The sequence below is a fragment of the Brevibacillus sp. JNUCC-41 genome (assembly GCF_014844095.1).
GTDB lineage: Bacteria > Bacillota > Bacilli > Bacillales > DSM-1321 > Peribacillus > Peribacillus aracenensis.
On the sequence record NZ_CP062163.1, the window covers coordinates 2,226,510 to 2,252,500 of the forward strand.

10 protein-coding genes, 7 rRNA genes and 1 riboswitch (1 of these 18 only partly in view) are annotated in these 25,991 nt (G+C 44.5%); of the genes, 16 read left to right on the forward strand and 1 reads right to left on the reverse strand.

Annotated elements, in window-relative coordinates:
- The first annotated feature begins 130 nt into the window (after positions 1 to 130).
- From guaA to JNUCC41_RS11070, 15 genes are all read left to right on the forward strand, one after another.
- The gene (gene guaA, locus JNUCC41_RS11000) at positions 131 to 1,687 is read left to right on the forward strand and encodes a glutamine-hydrolyzing GMP synthase (protein ID WP_286182404.1); all 1,557 of its coding nucleotides are present in this window, start codon (positions 131 to 133) and stop codon (positions 1,685 to 1,687) included.
- 227 nt (positions 1,688 to 1,914) lie between these two features.
- A riboswitch (purine riboswitch) is annotated at positions 1,915 to 2,016 on the forward strand.
- A 106-nt stretch (positions 2,017 to 2,122) separates the two neighbouring features.
- Positions 2,123 to 3,454: an NCS2 family permease gene (locus JNUCC41_RS11005; RefSeq protein ID WP_063235528.1), complete on the forward strand. Its 1,332-nt coding sequence runs from the start codon at positions 2,123 to 2,125 to the stop codon at positions 3,452 to 3,454.
- Between the two features lie 153 nt (positions 3,455 to 3,607).
- On the forward strand, positions 3,608 to 4,450 hold the full coding sequence (gene glcT, locus JNUCC41_RS11010) for a glucose PTS transporter transcription antiterminator GlcT (RefSeq protein WP_192207613.1): 843 nt from the start codon (positions 3,608 to 3,610) through the stop codon (positions 4,448 to 4,450).
- Between the two features lie 215 nt (positions 4,451 to 4,665).
- Positions 4,666 to 6,735 (forward strand): glucose-specific PTS transporter subunit IIBC, encoded by a 2,070-nt coding sequence (gene ptsG / locus JNUCC41_RS11015; protein WP_192207614.1) that lies wholly within the window; start codon positions 4,666 to 4,668, stop codon positions 6,733 to 6,735.
- Positions 6,736 to 7,097: 362 nt separating this feature from the next.
- Positions 7,098 to 8,648, forward strand: a 16S ribosomal RNA gene (locus JNUCC41_RS11020).
- A 177-nt stretch (positions 8,649 to 8,825) separates the two neighbouring features.
- Positions 8,826 to 11,756, forward strand: a 23S ribosomal RNA gene (locus JNUCC41_RS11025).
- Positions 11,757 to 11,819: 63 nt separating this feature from the next.
- Positions 11,820 to 11,935: ribosomal RNA gene (gene rrf / locus JNUCC41_RS11030) — 5S ribosomal RNA — on the forward strand.
- Between the two features lie 509 nt (positions 11,936 to 12,444).
- Positions 12,445 to 13,995, forward strand: a 16S ribosomal RNA gene (locus tag JNUCC41_RS11035).
- 177 nt (positions 13,996 to 14,172) lie between these two features.
- Positions 14,173 to 17,105 (forward strand): 23S ribosomal RNA (locus JNUCC41_RS11040).
- A 63-nt stretch (positions 17,106 to 17,168) separates the two neighbouring features.
- Positions 17,169 to 17,284 (forward strand): 5S ribosomal RNA (gene rrf / locus JNUCC41_RS11045).
- The 16S, 23S and 5S rRNA genes sit together here, the layout of an rRNA operon.
- Positions 17,285 to 18,182: 898 nt before the next feature.
- Positions 18,183 to 19,394, forward strand: coding sequence for an MFS transporter (locus tag JNUCC41_RS11050; RefSeq protein ID WP_192207615.1), 1,212 nt, complete (start codon positions 18,183 to 18,185; stop codon positions 19,392 to 19,394).
- A gap of 59 nt (positions 19,395 to 19,453) precedes the next feature.
- Positions 19,454 to 20,215 carry a type I 3-dehydroquinate dehydratase gene (gene aroD / locus JNUCC41_RS11055; RefSeq protein WP_192207616.1) on the forward strand — a complete coding sequence of 254 codons (762 nt, stop codon included), beginning with the start codon at positions 19,454 to 19,456 and terminating at the stop codon, positions 20,213 to 20,215.
- A gap of 60 nt (positions 20,216 to 20,275) precedes the next feature.
- On the forward strand, positions 20,276 to 21,160 hold the full coding sequence (locus JNUCC41_RS11060; RefSeq protein WP_192207617.1) for a quinate/shikimate dehydrogenase: 885 nt from the start codon (positions 20,276 to 20,278) through the stop codon (positions 21,158 to 21,160).
- Between the two features lie 278 nt (positions 21,161 to 21,438).
- Entirely contained in the window at positions 21,439 to 22,647 is a 1,209-nt protein-coding gene (locus tag JNUCC41_RS11065; protein WP_192207618.1) for an MFS transporter, read from the forward strand.
- Between the two features lie 204 nt (positions 22,648 to 22,851).
- Entirely contained in the window at positions 22,852 to 23,865 is a 1,014-nt protein-coding gene (locus tag JNUCC41_RS11070) for a LacI family DNA-binding transcriptional regulator (RefSeq protein WP_192207619.1), read from the forward strand.
- A gap of 121 nt (positions 23,866 to 23,986) precedes the next feature.
- On the opposite strand, the gene JNUCC41_RS11075 is transcribed toward JNUCC41_RS11070, so the two are convergent.
- Positions 23,987 to 24,544 carry a shikimate kinase gene (locus JNUCC41_RS11075; protein WP_192207620.1) on the reverse strand — a complete coding sequence of 186 codons (558 nt, stop codon included), beginning with the start codon at positions 24,542 to 24,544 and terminating at the stop codon, positions 23,987 to 23,989.
- Between the two features lie 788 nt (positions 24,545 to 25,332).
- On the opposite strand from JNUCC41_RS11075, the gene JNUCC41_RS11080 reads away from it, so the two are divergent.
- Positions 25,333 to 25,991: ribosomal RNA gene (locus tag JNUCC41_RS11080) — 16S ribosomal RNA — on the forward strand (it continues 892 nt past the right edge of the window).

The window sequence follows — 25,991 nt, forward strand, 5'->3', positions numbered from 1 at the left end:
CTGCCTTCGTCTATACTTTTTCTGTATTTTTGAGGGTGGATTTTTAGTTTTTCTTTTTTTATGATAATATTTTTTATAAGAAATTATCACTCGATTTTATGAGTGAATTACATTGATAGAGGTGACGTTTGTGCCGGGGAAAACAGAATTGCAAAAAAACCAGGAAATGATCGTAGTACTTGATTTCGGAAGCCAATATAATCAATTGATCACTCGTCGTATCCGCGAATTTGGTGTGTACAGTGAGCTTCATCCTCATACAATTACTGTAGAAGAAATCGAGAAAATGAACCCAACGGGAATTATTTTCTCAGGTGGTCCGAACAGTGTTTATGATGCAAATGCATTTGGTTGTGATGAACGCATATTCGAAATGGGCCTTCCGATTTTCGGTATTTGTTATGGAATGCAGCTTATGACTAAACATTTTGGCGGTAAGGTGGAGCCAGCGAAAAACCGTGAATACGGAAAAGCGACACTTTCCATTCAAAATGAGTCTAAGTTATTCAGCGACCTGCCGAAAGAACAAATCGTCTGGATGAGCCATGGTGATTTAGTGGTGGAAACGCCTGAAGGTTTCAAAGTTGATGGGACAAACCCGTCTTGCCCAATTTCGGCTATGAGTGACGAGTCACGTAAATTGTATGCCGTGCAATTCCATCCTGAAGTCCGTCATTCGGTTTACGGTAATGACATTTTGAAAAATTTCGTATTCGGCGTTTGTGGCTGTAAAGGTGACTGGTCAATGGAGAACTTCATTGAAATTGAGATGGAGAAAATCCGCCAAACGGTCGGAGATAAAAAAGTATTATGCGCATTGAGCGGCGGTGTGGATTCATCCGTGGTTGCTGTATTGATCCATAAAGCGATTGGCGATCAGCTGACATGTATTTTCGTTGATCATGGATTACTTCGTAAAGGGGAAGCTGAAGGTGTAATGGAAACATTCAGTGAAGGCTTCAATATGAATGTAATCAAGGTCGATGCAAAAGAACGTTTCCTATCGAAACTTGCTGGCGTTTCAGATCCGGAACAAAAACGGAAAATCATCGGTAACGAGTTCATCTACGTATTCGATGACGAAGCAACGAAGCTCGAAGGAATTGATTTCCTTGCACAGGGTACACTTTACACAGACATTATCGAAAGTGGTACGGCCACTGCACAAACAATTAAATCGCATCATAACGTTGGCGGTCTGCCGGAAGATATGCAATTTAAATTGATTGAGCCTTTGAACACTCTATTCAAGGATGAAGTGCGGGCACTTGGAAGTGAAATGGGCATTCCGGATGAAATCGTTTGGCGTCAACCATTCCCGGGTCCAGGTTTAGGTATTCGTGTATTAGGCGAAATTTCAGATGAAAAACTTGAAATCGTTCGTGAATCTGACCATATCTTACGTGAGGAAATTAAAAAGAATGGTTTGGAACGTGAAATTTGGCAGTACTTTACGGTGCTTCCTAACATTCGAAGCGTTGGGGTAATGGGCGACGCGCGTACGTATGATTATACAATCGGAATCCGTGCGGTTACATCCATTGACGGAATGACGTCCGATTGGGCAAGAATCCCATGGGATGTACTTGAAATCATCTCAACGAGAATCGTTAATGAAGTAAACCATGTAAACCGCGTGGTGTATGACATTACGTCTAAGCCGCCTGCAACAATCGAGTGGGAATAGAAGATTAAAATCATCCAATCAGTGAAGGAATTAACCTTCACTGATTTTTTTTGGTTAAAAATAATTTTTTGAATATGTAGATTACTTACATTTCCCGTATGTTGGCGAATATATAGCCATAATAAGTAAGAGATATATAGCGAAAAGCGAACATTTCCTAAAATTGCATAAAAAATATTCGTTTGGTATATTGACGATTATTTTAGTGATTGGTACACTATACCTATAATAATAAAAAACATAATTGTCGTATAATATTGGGGATATGGCCCAAAAGTTTCTACCAAGCTGCCGTGAACGGCTTGACTACGATGTGTATGGATTGGCGAGTATGGATAAACCGCCACTTCTTTACATGACTGCAGTCAAGCCCCGTTCAAAAGTGAATGGGGCATTTTCTGTTGGCTTATGATTTTATGATAGGGGAGACTCATAATGAAAAATTATTTTCGGTTTAACGAGCTGGGGACTAATTATCGCCGTGAAATACTTGGCGGACTAACTACATTCCTTTCAATGGCATATATCCTGGTTGTTAACCCTGTGATGCTGACTTTACAAAGTATCGAGGACTATCCGGATGAATTGAGAATGGACTACGGAGCGGTTTTTGCAGCTACCGCCTTAGCAGCCGCAATTGGCTCGATATTGATGGGACTTATAGCCAGGTATCCAATCTCGCTTGCCCCGGGCATGGGATTGAATGCTTTCTTTGCTTTTACAGTTGTACTTGGTTTTGGGATTCCTTGGCAGACGGCTTTATCAGGGGTATTGATTTCAGGTATAATCTTCGTTTTGCTTTCCCTATCGGGAATACGTGAGAAAATCATTAATGCAATTCCGGTCGAATTGAAATACGCAGTTGGAGCCGGTATCGGTTTGTTCATTACCTTTGTAGGGTTTCAGAATGCTGGAATCATAACGAATGATGACAGCGTTCTTGTCGGACTGGGCGACTTGACATCAGGAAATACTTTATTGGCTGTGTTCGGAATTGTCGTAACCGTCATTTTGATGACGAGAGGCGTCAAAAGCGGCGTGTTCATAGGTATGGTCATCACGGCCATTGCAGGAATGATCTTTGGACAAGTTCCGGTGCCGGAGAAAATAATCGGTGCCGTTCCTAGCATAGCGCCAACATTCGGGGTTGCGTTCGATGCCTTCGGAAATCCCGGTGATCTCTTCACTGGTCAAATGCTAATCGTGATATTGACCTTCTTGTTCGTAGCTTTCTTTGATACAGCCGGTACGTTAGTGGCCGTTGCGCAACAAGCTGGACTAATGAAGGATAATGTTCTTCCTAGAGTGGGAAAAGGATTACTTGCTGATTCATTATCCATCGTTTCAGGTGCAATTCTTGGTACATCCACCACGACATCATATGTAGAGTCTACATCAGGTGTTGCTGCTGGTGCTCGAAGCGGTTTCGCTGCTGTGGTGACAGGCTTACTGTTTGTCCTATCCCTTTTCTTCTTCCCGCTTCTTTCAGTTGTGACATCTGCGGTGACTGCGCCGGCATTGGTTATAGTCGGAGTATTAATGGCATCATCACTTAAAAATATTGACTGGCAAAAGTTCGAAATTGCGGTTCCGGCCTTCTTTACGGTCATCATGATGCCTATGACATATTCAATTGCGACAGGTATAGCTTGCGGATTCATATTCTATCCAATCACCATGTCGATGAAAGGTAGAGCTAAAGAGGTTCACCCGATCATGTGGGGTCTTGGAGTCGTCTTCCTGCTATATTTCATTTTCTTGAAGTAATAATGCAAGTAAGAAAGAAGAGTCCTGATTTCGGGGCTCTTCTTTCATGTTGTAAGAGAAAGCTCATATCGTGTATAGTAAAAGGACTAAGTACTAAGTACTTTATCCTGTATGGGGCATAGAGATGACTTTGAGAAAAAAAGAGGGAGAAAAATGAATGGTTTTATCGTTGAAAAGGTTTTGAACAATAACGTGGTGATTGCCACTCATCCGTCGTATGGAGAAGTCGTTTCTATTGGAAAGGGCTTAGGCTTCAACCGAAAGAAAGGCGAAGAGTTAAGTCCGAAACTTGCGGAAAAAACGTTTGTCCTGAAAAATGTTAAGGAACAGGAAAGTTACAAAAAACTTTTGCCGCAGATCGATCAAAATCTTCAAGCTGCCATTATAGAATCCATTCATCTCATTAACGACCGGGTAACTGGGAAACTCAATGAACATATACATGTCGGTTTAACTGATCATTTATTGTTCGCCCTTCAGCGAGTTTCGCAAGGAATGACTATCAAAAACCCATTCTTGAAAGAAACGATAACCCTTTATCCTTTTGAACATGATATTGCTGTTGATGTAATCGAATTAATCCAAGATAAGACAGGCATAGGCCTGCCCCAAGGGGAAATCGGTTTTATTACGCTTCATATTCATAGTGCAATATCAAATAAAGACTTATCGGAAGTCAATCAGCATTCGCAGTTAATCTATCATCTTATCCAAATCGTTGAGGAACAGCTCAACGTACAAATTAATAAGGATAGCATAGACTATTCACGTTTGGTCCGTCATTTAAGATTCATGATAGACAGGGTGTTGGCTGGGGAAAAAGTTGAGGAACCCGAAAAAATAGCAATGCTATTGAAAGAAGAATATCCTCTGTGTTACAATATCTCTTGGAAGCTAATAAAAATTATGCAGCAGAAATTAGGCAAACCGGTTTGTGATGCGGAAGCTGTCTATTTAACGATGCATATCCAACGATTACAAAAGAAAATAAAATAAAAGAACATTAACTTACGTGTTACTGATTCGATCAGGCATAAGTGAGGAGAATGATTGTTATGAAAGAGGGTATTATATACCTGAATTTTCATTTCAATCCTATCTTTGCTTATGCCTTTTTTGTATTTGAATTCTGATGCGTGGGAAGATGAATACCATCGTTTAATGTAACCGTTTTATTAGCGTGGAAAAAGCAGTAAAGAGGAGGAAAGCCTATGTTTAAGAAGTTGTTTGGTGTTTTGCAAAAAATCGGAAAAGCTTTGATGCTTCCTGTAGCTATTTTACCGGCGGCCGGAATTTTGCTTGCATTTGGTAATGCATTGCAAAACGAAACTTTGTTGGATATCGCCCCGTTTCTTGCGAGTGGCGGAGTGGAAATGGTTGCATCGGTAATGGAGAATGCCGGAAATATTATTTTTGGGAATCTTCCCTTGTTGTTTGCTGTTGGGGTCGCGATTGGGTTAGCTGGCGGAGAGGGTGTTGCCGGCCTGGCTGCGATTATCGGGTTCTTGATTATGAATGTAACGATGGGAACCGTTCTTGGGATTGACGCTGCCGACATTGAGAACAATGGTGCGGTGTATAGCAATGTTCTAGGAATTCCGACGTTAGGGACGGGTGTGTTCGGCGGTATTATTGTCGGTGTCATGGCTGCTGTTATGTATAATAAATTTTATGAAATTGAACTGCCTTCATATTTAGGGTTCTTTGCAGGTAAACGTTTTGTACCAATTGTAACGGCCGCAAGCGCAGTTATTCTTGGGTTGTTGATGATTTTGGTTTGGCCGACGATTCAATCGGGGTTAAATTCATTTTCCGAAAATATGTTGGGTGCTAACCTGACTCTGGGAGCTTTCGTGTTTGGGGTTGTAGAACGTGCGTTGATTCCCTTTGGATTGCATCATATTTTCTATTCGCCATTCTGGTTCGAATTTGGCAGCTACATCCCTCAAGGTGGGGGGACGCCAGTCAGAGGAGACCAAGCCATCTTCATGGCACAAATTAAAGATGGTGTACAGAATTTAACGGCAGGTACCTTCATGACTGGTAAGTATCCATTCATGATGTTCGGGTTACCAGCTGCGGCTTTGGCCATTTATCATGAAGCAAGACCGGAAAGAAAGAAAATAGTCGGGGGCTTGATGGCTTCTGCGGCACTTACATCTTTCTTGACGGGGATTACTGAGCCACTTGAATTTGCATTCTTATTTGTTGCACCGGTACTTTTCGGGATTCACTGTTTGTTTGCGGGTCTATCATTCATGACCATGCATTTACTGGACGTAAAAATCGGGATGACGTTTTCAGGTGGGTTGATCGATTACGTACTGTTCGGTTTAATTAATCCGCAAACCAATGCATGGATCGTTATTCCGGTTGGTTTGGTCTTTGCGGTTATCTATTACTTTGGATTCCGATTTGCGATAAGGACGTTTAACCTTAAAACTCCTGGCCGTGAAGTGGAAGAGGATGAGGAAGCTGAAGGATCTGCAAGTACAGCTGGAAGTCTTCCTGGAGATATCTTGGATGCTATGGGCGGAAAAGAAAATATTTCTCACTTGGATGCATGCATTACCCGTCTTCGTGTATCAGTCAATGACATCGGTAACGTTGATAAAAATAGGTTGAAGAAACTTGGTGCCGCTGGAGTTCTGGAGGTGGGCAATAACATCCAGGCAATCTTCGGACCGCGTTCAGAAACTATCAAGGGACAAATGAAAGATATCATCGATGGAAAAAGGCCTCGTAAAGTTGAAGCATCTCCTGAAGTAGGCGTGGAAAAGCAAATTGAGGATGTCGTCCCGAAACCTTTACGGACGGATGAAGTTTCCGAGCGTTTTGTTTCTCCTATTAAAGGGGAATTAAAACCGATCACAGAAGTGCCTGATGCAGTTTTTGCTGAAAAAATGATGGGTGATGGGTTTGCAATTGTACCTGAGGAGGGAGTGGTTGTTTCTCCTGTAGACGGTACTATCGTTAACCTATTCCCTACTAAACATGCAATAGGTATCGTTTCCGAAGCTGGACGTGAAATCTTGATACATGTCGGGATCGATACAGTTAAGTTAGAAGGCAAAGGTTTCGAAGCGCTTGTTGCTCAAGGAGATAAAGTGACAAGTGGACAGCCGCTGCTTAAAGTTGATATAGAGTATGTCAAAAACAATGCCAGCTCTATCATTACGCCAATCGTCTTTACTAACCTTTCCGAAGGTGAAACTGTGAAGATTGAAAAGGCGGGAAATGTAAATAGGGAAGAAGCGGACGTAATTTCCATCATTAAATAATCATTAATAAAAGGAGGGCAGCTATAATCAGCTGCCCTCCTTTTTTGATAATTCATTAGCAGAGTCCGGCTTTTATAGAAAGAAAGTGGTTCATGAAAAAAATGAACGGAATTTTAAAAGATTAAATTGACTTATCTATTTGCGAGTGCTAATATATTAAATACACCACTTGAGACAAAAAGGATAAACAAGTAAATGATAACTTGTTGTTGACTTTATGTTTGAAAGGTGTTATAATTAAAAAAGTCGCTAAAGAAGCGATGGGAAATATTGCTCTTTGAAAACTGAACAAAACAAAGCGCCAACGTTAAATTTTAAGTGAGCACACACTATCAAAAAAGCAAATGAGCAAGTCAAACATTTCTTCGGAGAGTTTGATCCTGGCTCAGGACGAACGCTGGCGGCGTGCCTAATACATGCAAGTCGAGCGAATCGACGGGAGCTTGCTCCCTGAGATTAGCGGCGGACGGGTGAGTAACACGTGGGCAACCTGCCTATAAGACTGGGATAACTTCGGGAAACCGGAGCTAATACCGGATGCGTTCTTTTCTCGCATGAGAGAAGATGGAAAGACGGTTTACGCTGTCACTTATAGATGGGCCCGCGGCGCATTAGCTAGTTGGTGAGGTAATGGCTCACCAAGGCGACGATGCGTAGCCGACCTGAGAGGGTGATCGGCCACACTGGGACTGAGACACGGCCCAGACTCCTACGGGAGGCAGCAGTAGGGAATCTTCCGCAATGGACGAAAGTCTGACGGAGCAACGCCGCGTGAACGAAGAAGGCCTTCGGGTCGTAAAGTTCTGTTGTTAGGGAAGAACAAGTACCAGAGTAACTGCTGGTACCTTGACGGTACCTAACCAGAAAGCCACGGCTAACTACGTGCCAGCAGCCGCGGTAATACGTAGGTGGCAAGCGTTGTCCGGAATTATTGGGCGTAAAGCGCGCGCAGGTGGTTCCTTAAGTCTGATGTGAAAGCCCACGGCTCAACCGTGGAGGGTCATTGGAAACTGGGGGACTTGAGTGCAGAAGAGGAAAGTGGAATTCCAAGTGTAGCGGTGAAATGCGTAGAGATTTGGAGGAACACCAGTGGCGAAGGCGACTTTCTGGTCTGTAACTGACACTGAGGCGCGAAAGCGTGGGGAGCAAACAGGATTAGATACCCTGGTAGTCCACGCCGTAAACGATGAGTGCTAAGTGTTAGAGGGTTTCCGCCCTTTAGTGCTGCAGCTAACGCATTAAGCACTCCGCCTGGGGAGTACGGCCGCAAGGCTGAAACTCAAAGGAATTGACGGGGGCCCGCACAAGCGGTGGAGCATGTGGTTTAATTCGAAGCAACGCGAAGAACCTTACCAGGTCTTGACATCCTCTGACAACCCTAGAGATAGGGCTTTCCCCTTCGGGGGACAGAGTGACAGGTGGTGCATGGTTGTCGTCAGCTCGTGTCGTGAGATGTTGGGTTAAGTCCCGCAACGAGCGCAACCCTTGATCTTAGTTGCCAGCATTCAGTTGGGCACTCTAAGGTGACTGCCGGTGACAAACCGGAGGAAGGTGGGGATGACGTCAAATCATCATGCCCCTTATGACCTGGGCTACACACGTGCTACAATGGATGGTACAAAGGGCTGCAAACCTGCGAAGGTAAGCGAATCCCATAAAGCCATTCTCAGTTCGGATTGCAGGCTGCAACTCGCCTGCATGAAGCCGGAATCGCTAGTAATCGCGGATCAGCATGCCGCGGTGAATACGTTCCCGGGCCTTGTACACACCGCCCGTCACACCACGAGAGTTTGTAACACCCGAAGTCGGTGAGGTAACCTTCATGGAGCCAGCCGCCTAAGGTGGGACAGATGATTGGGGTGAAGTCGTAACAAGGTAGCCGTATCGGAAGGTGCGGCTGGATCACCTCCTTTCTAAGGATAATTACGAGAGCGCTTTTGTTTTGTTCAGTTTTGAATGAGTAATTCATTCAAATAGGAAAGACAAGCATCACGATGTGATGACATTCTTTCTGCATTGTTCCTTGAAAACTAGATAATAGATAGAAGGCAATTAATTTTTTTCAAAGCATCTGTAAGATCTTTTTTAACGGTTAAGTTAGAAAGGGCGCACGGTGGATGCCTTGGCACTAGGAGCCGATGAAGGACGGGACTAACACCGATATGCTTCGGGGAGCTGTAAGTAAGCTTTGATCCGGAGATTTCCGAATGGGGAAACCCACTGTTCGTAATGGAACAGTATCTTTACCTGAATACATAGGGTACTGAAGGCAGACCCGGGGAACTGAAACATCTAAGTACCCGGAGGAAGAGAAAGCAAACGCGATTTCCTGAGTAGCGGCGAGCGAAACGGAATTAGCCCAAACCAAGAGGCTTGCCTCTTGGGGTTGTAGGACACTCAACATGGAGTTACAAAGGAACGGGGTAAATGAAGCGACCTGGAAAGGTCCGTCGAAGAAGGTAAAAACCCTGTAGTTGAAACTTCGTTCCCTCCTGAGTGGATCCTGAGTACGGCGGGACACGAGAAATCCCGTCGGAAGCAGGGAGGACCATCTCCCAAGGCTAAATACTCCCTAGTGACCGATAGTGAACCAGTACCGTGAGGGAAAGGTGAAAAGCACCCCGGAAGGGGAGTGAAATAGATCCTGAAACCGTGTGCCTACAAGTAGTCAAAGCCCGTTAATGGGTAATGGCGTGCCTTTTGTAGAATGAACCGGCGAGTTACGATTTCATGCGAGGTTAAGTTGATGAGACGGAGCCGCAGCGAAAGCGAGTCTGAATAGGGCGAATGAGTATGAGGTCGTAGACCCGAAACCAGGTGATCTACCCATGTCCAGGGTGAAGTTCAGGTAACACTGAATGGAGGCCCGAACCCACGCACGTTGAAAAGTGCGGGGATGAGGTGTGGGTAGCGGAGAAATTCCAATCGAACCTGGAGATAGCTGGTTCTCTCCGAAATAGCTTTAGGGCTAGCCTCAAGATGAGAGTATTGGAGGTAGAGCACTGATTGGACTAGGGGCCCCAACGGGTTACCGAATTCAGTCAAACTCCGAATGCCAAATACTTATTCTTGGGAGTCAGACTGCGAGTGATAAGATCCGTAGTCGAAAGGGAAACAGCCCAGACCACCAGCTAAGGTCCCAAAGTATACGTTAAGTGGAAAAGGATGTGGAGTTGCTTAGACAACCAGGATGTTGGCTTAGAAGCAGCCACCATTTAAAGAGTGCGTAATAGCTCACTGGTCGAGTGACTCCGCGCCGAAAATGTACCGGGGCTAAACGTATCACCGAAGCTGTGGATTGACACCATTGGGTGTCAGTGGTAGGAGAGCGTTCTAAGGGCGTTGAAGTCAGACCGGAAGGACTGGTGGAGCGCTTAGAAGTGAGAATGCCGGTATGAGTAGCGAAAGAAGGGTGAGAATCCCTTCCACCGAATGCCTAAGGTTTCCTGAGGAAGGCTCGTCCGCTCAGGGTTAGTCGGGACCTAAGCCGAGGCCGAAAGGCGTAGGCGATGGACAACAGGTTGATATTCCTGTACCACCTATACATCGTTTGAACGATGGGGGGACGCAGAAGGATAGGGTAAGCGCGCTGTTGGATATGCGCGTCCAAGCAGTTAGGCCGGAAACGAGGCAAATCCCGTTTCCATTAAGGCGGAGCTGTGATGGCGAGGGAAATATAGTACCGAAGTTCCTGATTCCACGCTGCCAAGAAAAGCCTCTAGTGAGATGTAAGGTGCCCGTACCGCAAACCGACACAGGTAGGCGAGGAGAGAATCCTAAGGTGTGCGAGAGAACTCTCGTTAAGGAACTCGGCAAAATGACCCCGTAACTTCGGGAGAAGGGGTGCTTTTTAGGGTGAATAGCCCAGAAAAGCCGCAGTGAATAGGCCCAGGCGACTGTTTAGCAAAAACACAGGTCTCTGCGAAGCCGCAAGGCGAAGTATAGGGGCTGACACCTGCCCGGTGCTGGAAGGTTAAGGGGAGAGGTTAGCGCAAGCGAAGCTTTGAACCGAAGCCCCAGTAAACGGCGGCCGTAACTATAACGGTCCTAAGGTAGCGAAATTCCTTGTCGGGTAAGTTCCGACCCGCACGAAAGGTGTAACGATCTGGGCACTGTCTCAACGAGAGACTCGGTGAAATTATAGTACCTGTGAAGATGCAGGTTACCCGCGACAGGACGGAAAGACCCCGTGGAGCTTTACTGCAGCCTGATATTGAATTTTGGTACAGCTTGTACAGGATAGGTAGGAGCCTGAGAAGCCGGAGCGCTAGCTTCGGTGGAGGCGTTGGTGGGATACTACCCTGGCTGTATTGAAATTCTAACCCGCGCCCCTTATCGGGGTGGGAGACAGTGTCAGGTGGGCAGTTTGACTGGGGCGGTCGCCTCCTAAAGAGTAACGGAGGCGCCCAAAGGTTCCCTCAGAATGGTTGGAAATCATTCGTAGAGTGTAAAGGCACAAGGGAGCTTGACTGCGAGACCTACAAGTCGAGCAGGGACGAAAGTCGGGCTTAGTGATCCGGTGGTTCCGCATGGAAGGGCCATCGCTCAACGGATAAAAGCTACCCCGGGGATAACAGGCTTATCTCCCCAAGAGTCCACATCGACGGGGAGGTTTGGCACCTCGATGTCGGCTCATCGCATCCTGGGGCTGTAGTCGGTCCCAAGGGTTGGGCTGTTCGCCCATTAAAGCGGTACGCGAGCTGGGTTCAGAACGTCGTGAGACAGTTCGGTCCCTATCCGTCGCGGGCGCAGGAAATTTGAGAGGAGCTGTCCTTAGTACGAGAGGACCGGGATGGACGCACCGCTGGTGTACCAGTTGTCTTGCCAAAGGCATAGCTGGGTAGCTACGTGCGGACGGGATAAGTGCTGAAAGCATCTAAGCATGAAGCCCCCCTCAAGATGAGATTTCCCATGGCGCAAGCTAGTAAGATCCCTGAAAGATGATCAGGTTGATAGGTCAGAGGTGGAAGCGTGGCGACATGTGGAGCTGACTGATACTAATAGATCGAGGACTTAACCAACGCTTTAAAAAAATGAAATACCTTCTTATTATCTAGTTTTGAAGGAACAACGTTCCTTACATGTTTGGTGGCGATAGCGAAGAGGTCACACCCGTTCCCATTCCGAACACGGCAGTTAAGCTCTTCAGCGCCGATGGTAGTTGGGGGTTTCCCCCTGTGAGAGTAGGACGCCGCCAAGCCATTTAAAAAGATCAGCCATCCGGCTGGTCTTTTTTGTTTCATAAGGTCGTGAAAAAAGATGAAAACCTTCAGCTCTGTCCCACTAATGTGTGTATTTTCCTTAAGCAAAACGGACCCTTGAAGCCATTCTTGATCTCACTTTGAGAGAGGGAAATATTTATTGTGAAATGTGTTGACTTTATGGCAGGAAAAGATTAATATAAATAAGCACCAACTAAGAGAAACGAAAAACTTCATCACTTTCGGCAGATTGCTGAAAGAAATAACTATTGACTTCTTACTATGAAAATGATAAGATGAAATGGTCGCTGAAAAACACAGCGATTTAAAATAAGTTAAAAACTTCGCAGAAGTTGACAACTAATCAATAAGGTGTTATGATGAATAAACAGCCGTTCGAAAGAACGATTGTGAAATTGCTCTTTGAAAACTGAACAAAACAAAGCGCCAACGTTAAATTTTAAGTGAGCACACACTATCAAAAAAGCAAATGAGCAAGTCAAACATTTCTTCGGAGAGTTTGATCCTGGCTCAGGACGAACGCTGGCGGCGTGCCTAATACATGCAAGTCGAGCGAATCGAAGGGAGCTTGCTCCCTGAGGTTAGCGGCGGACGGGTGAGTAACACGTGGGCAACCTGCCTATAAGACTGGGATAACTTCGGGAAACCGGAGCTAATACCGGATACGTTCTTTTCTCGCATGAGAGAAGATGGAAAGACGGTTTACGCTGTCACTTATAGATGGGCCCGCGGCGCATTAGCTAGTTGGTGAGGCAATGGCTCACCAAGGCGACGATGCGTAGCCGACCTGAGAGGGTGATCGGCCACACTGGGACTGAGACACGGCCCAGACTCCTACGGGAGGCAGCAGTAGGGAATCTTCCGCAATGGACGAAAGTCTGACGGAGCAACGCCGCGTGAACGAAGAAGGCCTTCGGGTCGTAAAGTTCTGTTGTTAGGGAAGAACAAGTACCAGAGTAACTGCTGGTACCTTGACGGTACCTAACCAGAAAGCCACGGCTAACTACGTGCCAGCAGCCGCGGTAATACGTAGGTGGCAAGCGTTGTCCGGAATTATTGGGCGTAAAGCGCGCGCAGGTGGTTCCTTAAGTCTGATGTGAAAGCCCACGGCTCAACCGTGGAGGGTCATTGGAAACTGGGGGACTTGAGTGCAGAAGAGGAAAGTGGAATTCCAAGTGTAGCGGTGAAATGCGTAGAGATTTGGAGGAACACCAGTGGCGAAGGCGACTTTCTGGTCTGTAACTGACACTGAGGCGCGAAAGCGTGGGGAGCAAACAGGATTAGATACCCTGGTAGTCCACGCCGTAAACGATGAGTGCTAAGTGTTAGAGGGTTTCCGCCCTTTAGTGCTGCAGCTAACGCATTAAGCACTCCGCCTGGGGAGTACGGCCGCAAGGCTGAAACTCAAAGGAATTGACGGGGGCCCGCACAAGCGGTGGAGCATGTGGTTTAATTCGAAGCAACGCGAAGAACCTTACCAGGTCTTGACATCCTCTGACAACCCTAGAGATAGGGCTTTCCCCTTCGGGGGACAGAGTGACAGGTGGTGCATGGTTGTCGTCAGCTCGTGTCGTGAGATGTTGGGTTAAGTCCCGCAACGAGCGCAACCCTTGATCTTAGTTGCCAGCATTCAGTTGGGCACTCTAAGGTGACTGCCGGTGACAAACCGGAGGAAGGTGGGGATGACGTCAAATCATCATGCCCCTTATGACCTGGGCTACACACGTGCTACAATGGATGGTACAAAGGGCTGCAAACCTGCGAAGGTAAGCGAATCCCATAAAGCCATTCTCAGTTCGGATTGCAGGCTGCAACTCGCCTGCATGAAGCCGGAATCGCTAGTAATCGCGGATCAGCATGCCGCGGTGAATACGTTCCCGGGCCTTGTACACACCGCCCGTCACACCACGAGAGTTTGTAACACCCGAAGTCGGTGAGGTAACCTTCATGGAGCCAGCTGCCTAAGGTGGGACAGATGATTGGGGTGAAGTCGTAACAAGGTAGCCGTATCGGAAGGTGCGGCTGGATCACCTCCTTTCTAAGGATAATTACGAGAGCGCTTTTGTTTTGTTCAGTTTTGAATGAGTAATTCATTCAAATAGGAAAGACAAGCATCACGATGTGATGACATTCTTTCTGCATTGTTCCTTGAAAACTAGATAATAGATAGAAGGCAATTAATTTTTTTCAAAGCATCTGTAAGATCTTTTTTAACGGTTAAGTTAGAAAGGGCGCACGGTGGATGCCTTGGCACTAGGAGCCGATGAAGGACGGGACTAACACCGATATGCTTCGGGGAGCTGTAAGTAAGCTTTGATCCGGAGATTTCCGAATGGGGAAACCCACTGTTCGTAATGGAACAGTATCTTTACCTGAATACATAGGGTATTGAAGGCAGACCCGGGGAACTGAAACATCTAAGTACCCGGAGGAAGAGAAAGCAAACGCGATTTCCTGAGTAGCGGCGAGCGAAACGGAATTAGCCCAAACCAAGAGGCTTGCCTCTTGGGGTTGTAGGACACTCAACATGGAGTTACAAAGGAACGGGGTAAATGAAGCGACCTGGAAAGGTCCGTCGAAGAAGGTAAAAACCCTGTAGTTGAAACTTCGTTCCCTCCTGAGTGGATCCTGAGTACGGCGGGACACGAGAAATCCCGTCGGAAGCAGGGAGGACCATCTCCCAAGGCTAAATACTCCCTAGTGACCGATAGTGAACCAGTACCGTGAGGGAAAGGTGAAAAGCACCCCGGAAGGGGAGTGAAATAGATCCTGAAACCGTGTGCCTACAAGTAGTCAAAGCCCGTTAATGGGTAATGGCGTGCCTTTTGTAGAATGAACCGGCGAGTTACGATTTCATGCGAGGTTAAGTTGATGAGACGGAGCCGCAGCGAAAGCGAGTCTGAATAGGGCGAATGAGTATGAGGTCGTAGACCCGAAACCAGGTGATCTACCCATGTCCAGGGTGAAGTTCAGGTAACACTGAATGGAGGCCCGAACCCACGCACGTTGAAAAGTGCGGGGATGAGGTGTGGGTAGCGGAGAAATTCCAATCGAACCTGGAGATAGCTGGTTCTCTCCGAAATAGCTTTAGGGCTAGCCTCAAGATGAGAGTATTGGAGGTAGAGCACTGATTGGACTAGGGGCCCCCAACGGGTTACCGAATTCAGTCAAACTCCGAATGCCAAATACTTATTCTTGGGAGTCAGACTGCGAGTGATAAGATCCGTAGTCGAAAGGGAAACAGCCCAGACCACCAGCTAAGGTCCCAAAGTATACGTTAAGTGGAAAAGGATGTGGAGTTGCTTAGACAACCAGGATGTTGGCTTAGAAGCAGCCACCATTTAAAGAGTGCGTAATAGCTCACTGGTCGAGTGACTCCGCGCCGAAAATGTACCGGGGCTAAACGTATCACCGAAGCTGTGGATTGACACCATTGGGTGTCAGTGGTAGGAGAGCGTTCTAAGGGCGTTGAAGTCAGACCGGAAGGACTGGTGGAGCGCTTAGAAGTGAGAATGCCGGTATGAGTAGCGAAAGAAGGGTGAGAATCCCTTCCACCGAATGCCTAAGGTTTCCTGAGGAAGGCTCGTCCGCTCAGGGTTAGTCGGGACCTAAGCCGAGGCCGAAAGGCGTAGGCGATGGACAACAGGTTGATATTCCTGTACCACCTATACATCGTTTGAACGATGGGGGGACGCAGAAGGATAGGGTAAGCGCGCTGTTGGATATGCGCGTCCAAGCAGTTAGGCCGGAAACGAGGCAAATCCCGTTTCCATTAAGGCGGAGCTGTGATGGCGAGGGAAATATAGTACCGAAGTTCCTGATTCCACGCTGCCAAGAAAAGCCTCTAGTGAGATGTAAGGTGCCCGTACCGCAAACCGACACAGGTAGGCGAGGAGAGAATCCTAAGGTGTGCGAGAGAACTCTCGTTAAGGAACTCGGCAAAATGACCCCGTAACTTCGGGAGAAGGGGTGCTTTTTAGGGTGAATAGCCCAGAAAAGCCGCAGTGAATAGGCCCAGGCGACTGTTTAGCAAAAACACAGGTCTCTGCGAAGCCGCAAGGCGAAGTATAGGGGCTGACACCTGCCCGGTGCTGGAAGGTTAAGGGGAGAGGTTAGCGCAAGCGAAGCTTTGAACCGAAGCCCCAGTAAACGGCGGCCGTAACTATAACGGTCCTAAGGTAGCGAAATTCCTTGTCGGGTAAGTTCCGACCCGCACGAAAGGTGTAACGATCTGGGCACTGTCTCAACGAGAGACTCGGTGAAATTATAGTACCTGTGAAGATGCAGGTTACCCGCGACAGGACGGAAAGACCCCGTGGAGCTTTACTGCAGCCTGATATTGAATTTTGGTACAGCTTGTACAGGATAGGTAGGAGCCTGAGAAGCCGGAGCGCTAGCTTCGGTGGAGGCGTTGGTGGGATACTACCCTGGCTGTATTGAAATTCTAACCCGCGCCCCTTATCGGGGTGGGAGACAGTGTCAGGTGGGCAGTTTGACTGGGGCGGTCGCCTCCTAAAGAGTAACGGAGGCGCCCAAAGGTTCCCTCAGAATGGTTGGAAATCATTCGTAGAGTGTAAAGGCACAAGGGAGCTTGACTGCGAGACCTACAAGTCGAGCAGGGACGAAAGTCGGGCTTAGTGATCCGGTGGTTCCGCATGGAAGGGCCATCGCTCAACGGATAAAAGCTACCCCGGGGATAACAGGCTTATCTCCCCCAAGAGTCCACATCGACGGGGAGGTTTGGCACCTCGATGTCGGCTCATCGCATCCTGGGGCTGTAGTCGGTCCCAAGGGTTGGGCTGTTCGCCCATTAAAGCGGTACGCGAGCTGGGTTCAGAACGTCGTGAGACAGTTCGGTCCCTATCCGTCGCGGGCGCAGGAAATTTGAGAGGAGCTGTCCTTAGTACGAGAGGACCGGGATGGACGCACCGCTGGTGTACCAGTTGTCTTGCCAAAGGCATAGCTGGGTAGCTACGTGCGGACGGGATAAGTGCTGAAAGCATCTAAGCATGAAGCCCCCCTCAAGATGAGATTTCCCATGGCGCAAGCTAGTAAGATCCCTGAAAGATGATCAGGTTGATAGGTCAGAGGTGGAAGCGTGGCGACATGTGGAGCTGACTGATACTAATAGATCGAGGACTTAACCAACGCTTTAAAAAAATGAAATACCTTCTTATTATCTAGTTTTGAAGGAACAACGTTCCTTACATGTTTGGTGGCGATAGCGAAGAGGTCACACCCGTTCCCATTCCGAACACGGCAGTTAAGCTCTTCAGCGCCGATGGTAGTTGGGGGTTTCCCCCTGTGAGAGTAGGACGCCGCCAAGCCATTTATAAGATCAGCCATCCGGCTGGTCTTTTTTTGTTATAAAACCAATTATGAGGCCCCATTATTTCTCCATATACAGAAGTTGTTAGATCATCCTTGATAGAGGATGAAATCGAAAGGCGGTTCTCATTTTATATTTAGAATCGTTTTGACCCATCCTCAACTTAGGATATAAAGCGAGATGTTCTTCCAACCTTACTTAGATACGAGTTATTCAAATCGATTGCAAATACCTGGACAATTGGATTTAAATAAGCAGCATTGCATATATTTTAGCTAAAAAGAAATTTATTCAGAAACAGGTAACTTATTCAGAAACAGGTAAATAAAAAAGTGGTGAATATCGAAAAAGAAGGGAGCCTTCATAAATAATAAAATAATTTGCGCCACTGTAAATAAAAGTGTTCTTCATCTTGTATGAACACTAACAAATCAAAGGTATGGCTGAACTTTTAAAGTGAATAGGTTCCAAAATGAGAACCTTTGGAATTTAAAAATAATGAGTATGAGGGATGGCTTCATGAGTTTGACACAATTAAATTAGCGCAGTATAATAGTTTGGTAGAACGATATACTAAAGAAAGTTAACTAAAAACTTTAGCGTAAGAGTTTATTCAATACCTTTTGAATTTAGAAACTAATCGTTAAGCATTAGTATAACGATATACCAATTTTATTGGTAGAACGATGTACTAATATAACCAAGGTTAGTAGAACGATATACTAGTTTGCGAAAAGTTAGTAGAACGATATACTAACTTAACTTAATGAAGTTTATTGTTTTTAATTAGTTCGTAACTTGTTTCTTAAATTTATGGTATGGGGCAAGGGGGAAACTTCTAAAAGGCTTAAGAGTCAAATTGCATTTCGATAACTTTTTTAATAGGGGTGTGTTTCATGAAAAATCCATTTATAAAAATGGCAACAGGTTTATATATTAGCTATTTTATTTTAGGCATGATCAATATTATCATTGGGTCAAATATGGAGAATTTATCCGAACAAATAAATACAAGTGCCTCAGGGATAAGTTACTTGGTCTCTGCAATAGGAATCGGTAAGTTAGTTTCATTGTTTTTCGCCGGTAGACTGTCGGATAAGTTAGGAAGGAAGCCGTTTGTCGTTTCAGCATCTTTTATCTACCTGATCTTCCTCATAGGTATACCATTGGCTCCTAACTACACATTGGCATTTATATTTGCTGTGTGTGCTGGTGTTGCAAACTCATTTTTGGATGCTGGTACGTATCCAGCACTTATCGAGGCTTTTCAAAAGAAAGCGGGTTCCGCTACTGTATTAATAAAAGCATTCGTTTCAGTCGGGGCCGCACTTCTACCATTTATCATGGCGTTCTTTATGGCTAGAGATATGTTTTACGGATATACATTCTTCTTAATGGCTGCTGTTTATCTTGTTAATGGGCTTTTCCTCCTTAAGGTTTCATTCCCGGATCATAAAGCTCAACGCCAGAATCAAGATGATGAACAAGCTGTACCGGTTCAACACCAATTCCTCTCAAAACCGAAGTTTGCCCAGGAGGGGGTTGCCGTCATACTATTAGGCTTCACATCAACTGCTTTATTCATGCTGGTTCAAGTCTGGCTCCCGAACTTTGGACAAGATGTGTTGGGGCTAACCCAGGCTAAGGCTGTTCAATTGCTTAGTTACTATAGCATTGGCTCCCTTGTTTCTGTCATATTACTAGCGGTTCTATTGAATAAAGTAATTAAGCCCATTACCGTCATGATTATTTATCCGATCATTGCAGCATTATCTTTATTGTCACTCCTATACATCCAACAACCATTTATAACTGTTTTGAGCACTTTCTTCATTGGGCTTTCAACTGCAGGGGTATTCCAATTGGCCATGACAATAATAACAGAGTTCTTCCCTGCCAATAAAGGGACGATTACTTCATATGTAAACATTGCAGCCAGTTCAGCCTTTATTATCATACCTTTCGTTACAGGCATCATTTCTAAGAGTGCTGGTTTATCTGCGGTCTTCTTGTTTGATGTGGCAATTGCGTTAGTTAGTATTTTATTGGCCGTATTCGTTGCCTATCGATACAAAAAGGTAATTAAGGTTTCCAATTATACGGTTTAGCCGAAAATCAGCGGGGCATGAATCTCCACTGAAGATAATGATAAAAGGGGGAAACATCCATGAAAACAATCACGATCAAAGACGTAACGATCGGAGAAGGGGTACCAAAGATCATCGTTCCACTGATGGGAACAACTGAAGAAGAACTGCTTAAAGAAGTTGAAACGGTAAATGCACTACAGCCGGATATCATCGAATGGCGAGTAGATGTCTATGAACAAGTTGAAAGCTTAGAAGCCGTTTCGGATATGATTTCTAAACTTAGGAGTGCTGTACCCAATACTTTGCTGCTTTTCACTTTTAGAAGCCATAAGGAAGGCGGGAATAAGGAAATCAGCGATGAATATTATTTCAAACTTCTTCATGCAGCAATTGGCACGAAGAAGATTGATCTTGTCGATGTGGAGTTATTTTTTGAAGAATCATCAGTGAAGGAGACTGTAAAGGTAGCTGAGGATAATGGCGTATACGTAGTAATGTGTAACCATGATTTCGATAAGACACCAGCAAAAGAAGAAATCATTTACCGATTGCGTAAAATGCAGGAATTTGGAGCCCATATTCCAAAAATCGCTGTAATGCCCCAGACGGTTGGTGACTTACTCGTTTTATTAGATGCAACTTACACGATGAAAACAAAGTATGCCGATCGTCCATTCATTACGATGTCAATGTCGGGCACAGGCCTGGTCAGTCGATTATCAGGTACGGTGTTTGGTTCTGCTTGTACATTCGGTGCCGGAAAAGAAGCATCTGCCCCAGGACAAATTCCTGTTGCTCAATTAAAAGCTGTATTGGAGATTATTGATCAAAACATTTAACTCATAATTCCTTTCAAGAAGGAACTTATATAAGATTTTAAAAAACAGGGGGAATAGAACATGGAAAATCTAGGACGAATTAATGGAAAAACGGAATTAGTAGGATTGCTGGCAACACCTATCGGACATTCTTTATCACCTGCCATGCATAATTTGGCTTTCGATAAATTAGGCTTGAATTGCGCTTATTTAGCATTTGAAGTTGGAAATGAACAGCTGGAAGATGCAGTCAAAGGGATGCGTGCATTAAATGTAAAAGGATTCAACGTATCCATGCCAAATAAAATGAAAATACTTCCATATCTTGATGAATTGGCAGACAGTGCTAAATTTTCCGGAGCCGTTAATACAGTTGTCAATGTCGATGGAAAGTTCGTAGGTCACAGTACCGATGGAATGGGATATACTCGGAACCTAAAAGAACATGGTATAGATATTAAAGGCAAGAAAATGACTCTTATCGGTTCTGGCGGGGCTGCTACTCCAATTGCCATTCAATCTGCGCTGGAAGGAGTGGCGGAAATCAGCATTTTTGCTCGTGATGATGCTTTCTTCCCGCAAGCAGTAGAGAATGTACGGATCATCAATGAAGGTATGAAGCACTTAAATGTGAAAGCCAATGTATATCCTCTTGAAAATGTTGAACAACTAAAGGCTGAAATCGCAACTAGTGATATTTTGGCAAATGGAACCGGCGTTGGCATGAAACCACTTGAAGGTTTAAGTGTCATTCAAGACGAATCAATGCTGCGTCCTGATTTAATCGTAACCGATGTTGTATACATCCCACGTAAATCAAAACTAATGGAACAAGCTGAGGCTGCTGGTGCTACAGCCATTAATGGCCTTGGGATGATGCTTTGGCAAGGTGCATTGGCCTTTGAATTATGGACAGGTCAACAGATGCCTGTTGATTACATCAAAGAGCAATTGTTTGCAGAATAAGATGATCCCACTCTGGAGATTATTTTCCATTTTATCGTAATAGAGGTTTAGTCATAATAGATGTGCATCATCATTATATGATTCCCATCAAATGAGTGCAGTAACCTCGGAGCTAAGAAAATGCAGGGAGTGAAATCCCTTGTTTTTCTTAGCATTTTTTTTTCAAAAGTGGTTTTCATATAAATGGATAACATAAAGGGGAGGCTTTAGCGTAATTACATTTGCATTAAAGTGTTCTAGGGGAGAAACACAACCGGATTTATTAGAGGGGTGTAATAATGAACAATCAGTATTTTAAAGCGGCATCTGGCATGTATATTAACTATTTTCTGCTGGGGATGGTAAATATAATTCTCGCCTCAAACATGCCCTCTTTAACAGAACAATGGGATACGGACTCTACTGGCATCAGTTATCTTATTGCAGCTATAGGAATAGGCAGATTACTCACGTATGGTATCTCGGGAGTATTATCGGATAAATTTGGAAGAAAGCCATTGGTCATTGTCTCTTCGGTTATAATGGGAGTTTTTTTAATTGGGATTCCATTTTCCCCCACATATGAAATGGCCTTTGTATTTGCTTTACTTGCGGGAATTTCCAACTCAGCCATGGATGCTGGTACATATCCGGCGCTAACTGAAATGTTTCCTGAATCTGCTGGTTCCGCCAGTGTTATGGTCAAGGCTTTTGGTTCACTTGGTGCAACAATCCTACCATTCCTCATACTGCTTCTTGCTAGGAACCAATTATTTTACGGGTTTGCATTTTTATTACCGGCTGTCATCTATTTCATGAATATGTTTTTTATGTTGTCCGCTTCATTTCCAAAAAGCAAATCCGACGCTTTCAGTCATGAGGAGGTTTTGCATATGAACAGGTTCATAACTGAACCAAAATTTTGGAGCGAAGGAGTCGCGCTAATCATAATTGGGTTTACATCAACTGCGTTATTTACAGTTTCGCAAATCTGGTTACCGAGTTTCGGCCAGGAAGTTGCAGGGATGTCATCTTCAGGTGCAATTAAATTATTGAGCTTTTATAGTGTTGGATCACTAATTTCCGTCCTGCTATTATCCATTTTATTAAACAAATGGATTAAGCCCGTGACGGTGATATTGCTTTACCCAATGATTACTTTACTTACGGTAATCATCATATTAACGATACATTCACCTATTGTCTTGAATATTAGCTCCTTTTTCCTTGGAGCATCGACAGCTGGGATATTTCAATTAACCATTGCAATAATGACTGAACTTTTCTGGAGGAAAAAGGGAACTGTAACGGGGATCGTTGCGACGGCATCCAGTGTGGCGAGCGTCATTTTACCAATTGGAACGGGCTTGATCGCTAAGAGTGGGGATATGTCCCATATATTTCTATTCGATTGCTTTATTGCAACGATAGGAATCCTAGCTGCAGCTTTTGTTTATTACCGGTATAAAAAATTGACACAGCATCAGACCATATTTAACCATGGCTAAAATATTGAAGGATTATTAAAACACTATATTGTAGAACTAGGGTGGCGTTTTTTTTGATATAGATGCATTGGAGGGATTATTAATCGATGAGATAACCATGTTCCAAAAGCAAGGGTGTAATAATGACAGAACTATATTATTATTATAGTAAGAACATGATAATAATAAGTACATCAAAAATACATTCAAGATGGTGATTGAACAATGAAACAAACCAAAAAAGGGCGGGTCACGCTGCAAGAGGTAGCGAAACATGCTGGGGTATCTACATCCACTGCTTCCCTTATCGTTCGTAATAACCCCCGGATATCGGAAGCGACGCGAAAAAAGGTATTAAAATCCATGCATGAATTAGGCTATGTTTACGATAGAATTGCAGCAAACCTAAGGTCGCAGAGTTCCGATACTGTAGGAATCATTATTACCGACATATCAAATACCTTTTTTTCTGAATTCCTGATAGGCGTTCACGATGCATTGGATGAGGTCGGGTATACAGTGTTGCTGGGGACTACATTCGACTCGGTTGTCAAGCAAGACCATCTCCTTTCCACCATGATGGAACATAGGGTGGGAGGCCTGATTCTTTGTCCTGTCTCTGAAAGCTCACAAGATACAATTGAACGGTTAAATGAAATTGACACGCCGATGGTCCTTGCTGTCAGGGAACTACCTGGAGTGAATAGCGACTACGTAGGCATAGACTATCCAGAAGGAGCCAAGATCGCTGTTGAGCATCTCCTTGGAAAGGGGCATAAAAGAATTGCGCTTCTTGGTGGCATCAAGGAATCTTCTACCTGGATTGAGAGAATGAAGGGATACCGTGAAGCTCTTTCAAGAGCGGGATTGGAAGTAGATGATTCGTTGGTGATAGATAGTGCCCCTACACGGGAAGGAGGGCTGGAGGCTGTATTGAAAGTACTTGAGAATCCTAATCCGCCTACGGCAATTTTTTGCTTTAGTGACTTAATTGCCTTCGGTGTTATGCAAGGATTAATGCTGAAAGGATATACACCTGGAAAAGATATAGATATCGTAGGGTTCGATAACGTTCCAGTCGCAGAAATCTATCATCCTCCGTTAACGACCATTTCCTCATTCCCTAGACGTATAGGAAAAGAGGCAGCGAATCTTCTGTATCAGCAAATGGAGAAAGTTGAACGTGAACAACAGCGAATCATATTGAATCCAGAACTGATTATTAGAGAGTCTTCCTAAAAAAGAAAAATAAAAAGGTGATTAGTTTACAGGAGACTAGGTATCCATACCGCTGTACCCTTTTCATCTTTTCTATTATTCTTTTATTGGGAACATTGATTACATAACAAAAAGGATGGTTTTACTTAAGCGGTTCATAAATATCCCAGGCCACTTTCAATGAATCGACTATGAAGTCTGCCACTTCTTCAACATCAAGATCATTGGTATTCACTTTTGAATGATGATAGGAGTATATTTCTTGTCTTGTGTAAAAGAGTTCTTCAATTTCCTCAAGTGACCGACTTTGTAAAACAGGTCTACTATCAATTAGTAAGCCTATTCTCTCTTTCCAGTATTCCCAAGATAAGTCCAGATAAAAGACAATGCAATTGGATAAACAGATATTTCGTATATCCTCTTGTAAAAATGCCCCGCCTCCAACTGAAATGATTTTCAATTGCTGTTGACTAAAGCTTTCAATCACACTTTTTTCTTTTTCGCGAAAAGCTTTTTCTCCAAACTTCTTGAATATTTCCGTAGTGGGCATATTGAATTCCTTTTCAATTTCTTGATCTATGTCAATAAAGTCCCTATATAATTTCCTTGCTACTTTCTGACCGATCGTCGTCTTTCCTACCCCCATAAAGCCAATAAAAACGATACTTTGCATCCTCAAAGATGTGTTTTTATTAATCATTTATAAATTCCTCTCCCAACTATTTTTATAATGATTAAAAGTCTCTCCTGAAATTTTTAAAATATATATATTATAGTACATGAAAGTAAAATTGTAAAAAAATTTTTTAATATTTGGACAATGTAATTTCGTGATTTAGTGGTTTGTTTTAAATCAATTCATTCGAAATGAACAATCAGGTTTCATTATTCGATTTATACATCTAATTATACGTTTCTTCATCTATACAGATTTTTATTGCCGTTACTTATCACTTGCGGGTTTTATGGATTTTGCCAAAAGTATTACTAGGTTGAAGGGGAATGTGCTTCTAACGGGTCTATGAATCAATAAATTGGGTGGGGGCAATGATTTTGTTTGATTTATATGTTTCAAGCGGAAGCCAATGTATGACAAATGCATTTATTCCATTAAGTGATTAAATCATTTAACAAAGAAATGTATGAAATGTGTTGACTTTATATTGGGAAAGGATTAATATAAATAAGCACCAACTAAGAGAAACGAAAAACTTCATCACTTTCGGTAGATTGCTGAAAGAAATAACTATTGACTTCTTACTATGAAAATGATAAGATGAAATGGTCGCTGAAAAACACAGCGATTTAAAATAAGTTAAAAACTTCGCAGAAGTTGACAACTAATCAATAAGGTGTTATGATGAATAAACAGCCGTTCGAAAGAACGATTGTGAAATTGCTCTTTGAAAACTGAACAAAACAAAGCGCCAACGTTAAATTTTAAGTGAGCACACACTATCAAAAAAGCAAATGAGCAAGTCAAACATTTCTTCGGAGAGTTTGATCCTGGCTCAGGACGAACGCTGGCGGCGTGCCTAATACATGCAAGTCGAGCGAATCGACGGGAGCTTGCTCCCTGAGATTAGCGGCGGACGGGTGAGTAACACGTGGGCAACCTGCCTATAAGACTGGGATAACTTCGGGAAACCGGAGCTAATACCGGATACGTTCTTTTCTCGCATGAGAGAAGATGGAAAGACGGTTTACGCTGTCACTTATAGATGGGCCCGCGGCGCATTAGCTAGTTGGTGAGGTAATGGCTCACCAAGGCGACGATGCGTAGCCGACCTGAGAGGGTGATCGGCCACACTGGGACTGAGACACGGCCCAGACTCCTACGGGAGGCAGCAGTAGGGAATCTTCCGCAATGGACGAAAGTCTGACGGAGCAACGCCGCGTGAACGAAGAAGGCCTTCGGGTCGTAAAGTTCTGTTGTTAGGGAAGAACAAGTACCAGAGTAACTGCTGGTACCTTGACGGTACCTAACCAGAAAGCCACGGCTAACTACGTGCCAGCAGCCGCGGTAATACGTAGGTGGCAAGCGTTGTCCGGAATTATTGGGCGTAAAGCGCGCGCAGGTGGTTCCTTAAGTCTGATGTGAAAGCCCACGGCTCAACCGTGGAGGGTCATTGGAAACTGGGGGACTT

Excerpts from the sequence above, each read along its gene's own strand:
- JNUCC41_RS11005 (WP_063235528.1), top strand. The coding sequence starts at position 2,123 with ATGAAAAATTATTTTCGGTTTAACGAGCTGGGGACTAATTATCGCCGT.
- glcT (WP_192207613.1), top strand. The coding sequence starts at position 3,608 with ATGAATGGTTTTATCGTTGAAAAGGTTTTGAACAATAACGTGGTGATT.
- ptsG (WP_192207614.1), top strand. The coding sequence starts at position 4,666 with ATGTTTAAGAAGTTGTTTGGTGTTTTGCAAAAAATCGGAAAAGCTTTG.
- JNUCC41_RS11050 (WP_192207615.1), top strand. The coding sequence starts at position 18,183 with ATGAAAAATCCATTTATAAAAATGGCAACAGGTTTATATATTAGCTAT.
- aroD (WP_192207616.1), top strand. The coding sequence starts at position 19,454 with ATGAAAACAATCACGATCAAAGACGTAACGATCGGAGAAGGGGTACCA.
- JNUCC41_RS11060 (WP_192207617.1), top strand. The coding sequence starts at position 20,276 with ATGGAAAATCTAGGACGAATTAATGGAAAAACGGAATTAGTAGGATTG.
- JNUCC41_RS11065 (WP_192207618.1), top strand. The coding sequence starts at position 21,439 with ATGAACAATCAGTATTTTAAAGCGGCATCTGGCATGTATATTAACTAT.
- JNUCC41_RS11070 (WP_192207619.1), top strand. The coding sequence starts at position 22,852 with ATGAAACAAACCAAAAAAGGGCGGGTCACGCTGCAAGAGGTAGCGAAA.
- JNUCC41_RS11075 (WP_192207620.1), bottom strand. The coding sequence starts at position 24,544 with ATGATTAATAAAAACACATCTTTGAGGATGCAAAGTATCGTTTTTATT.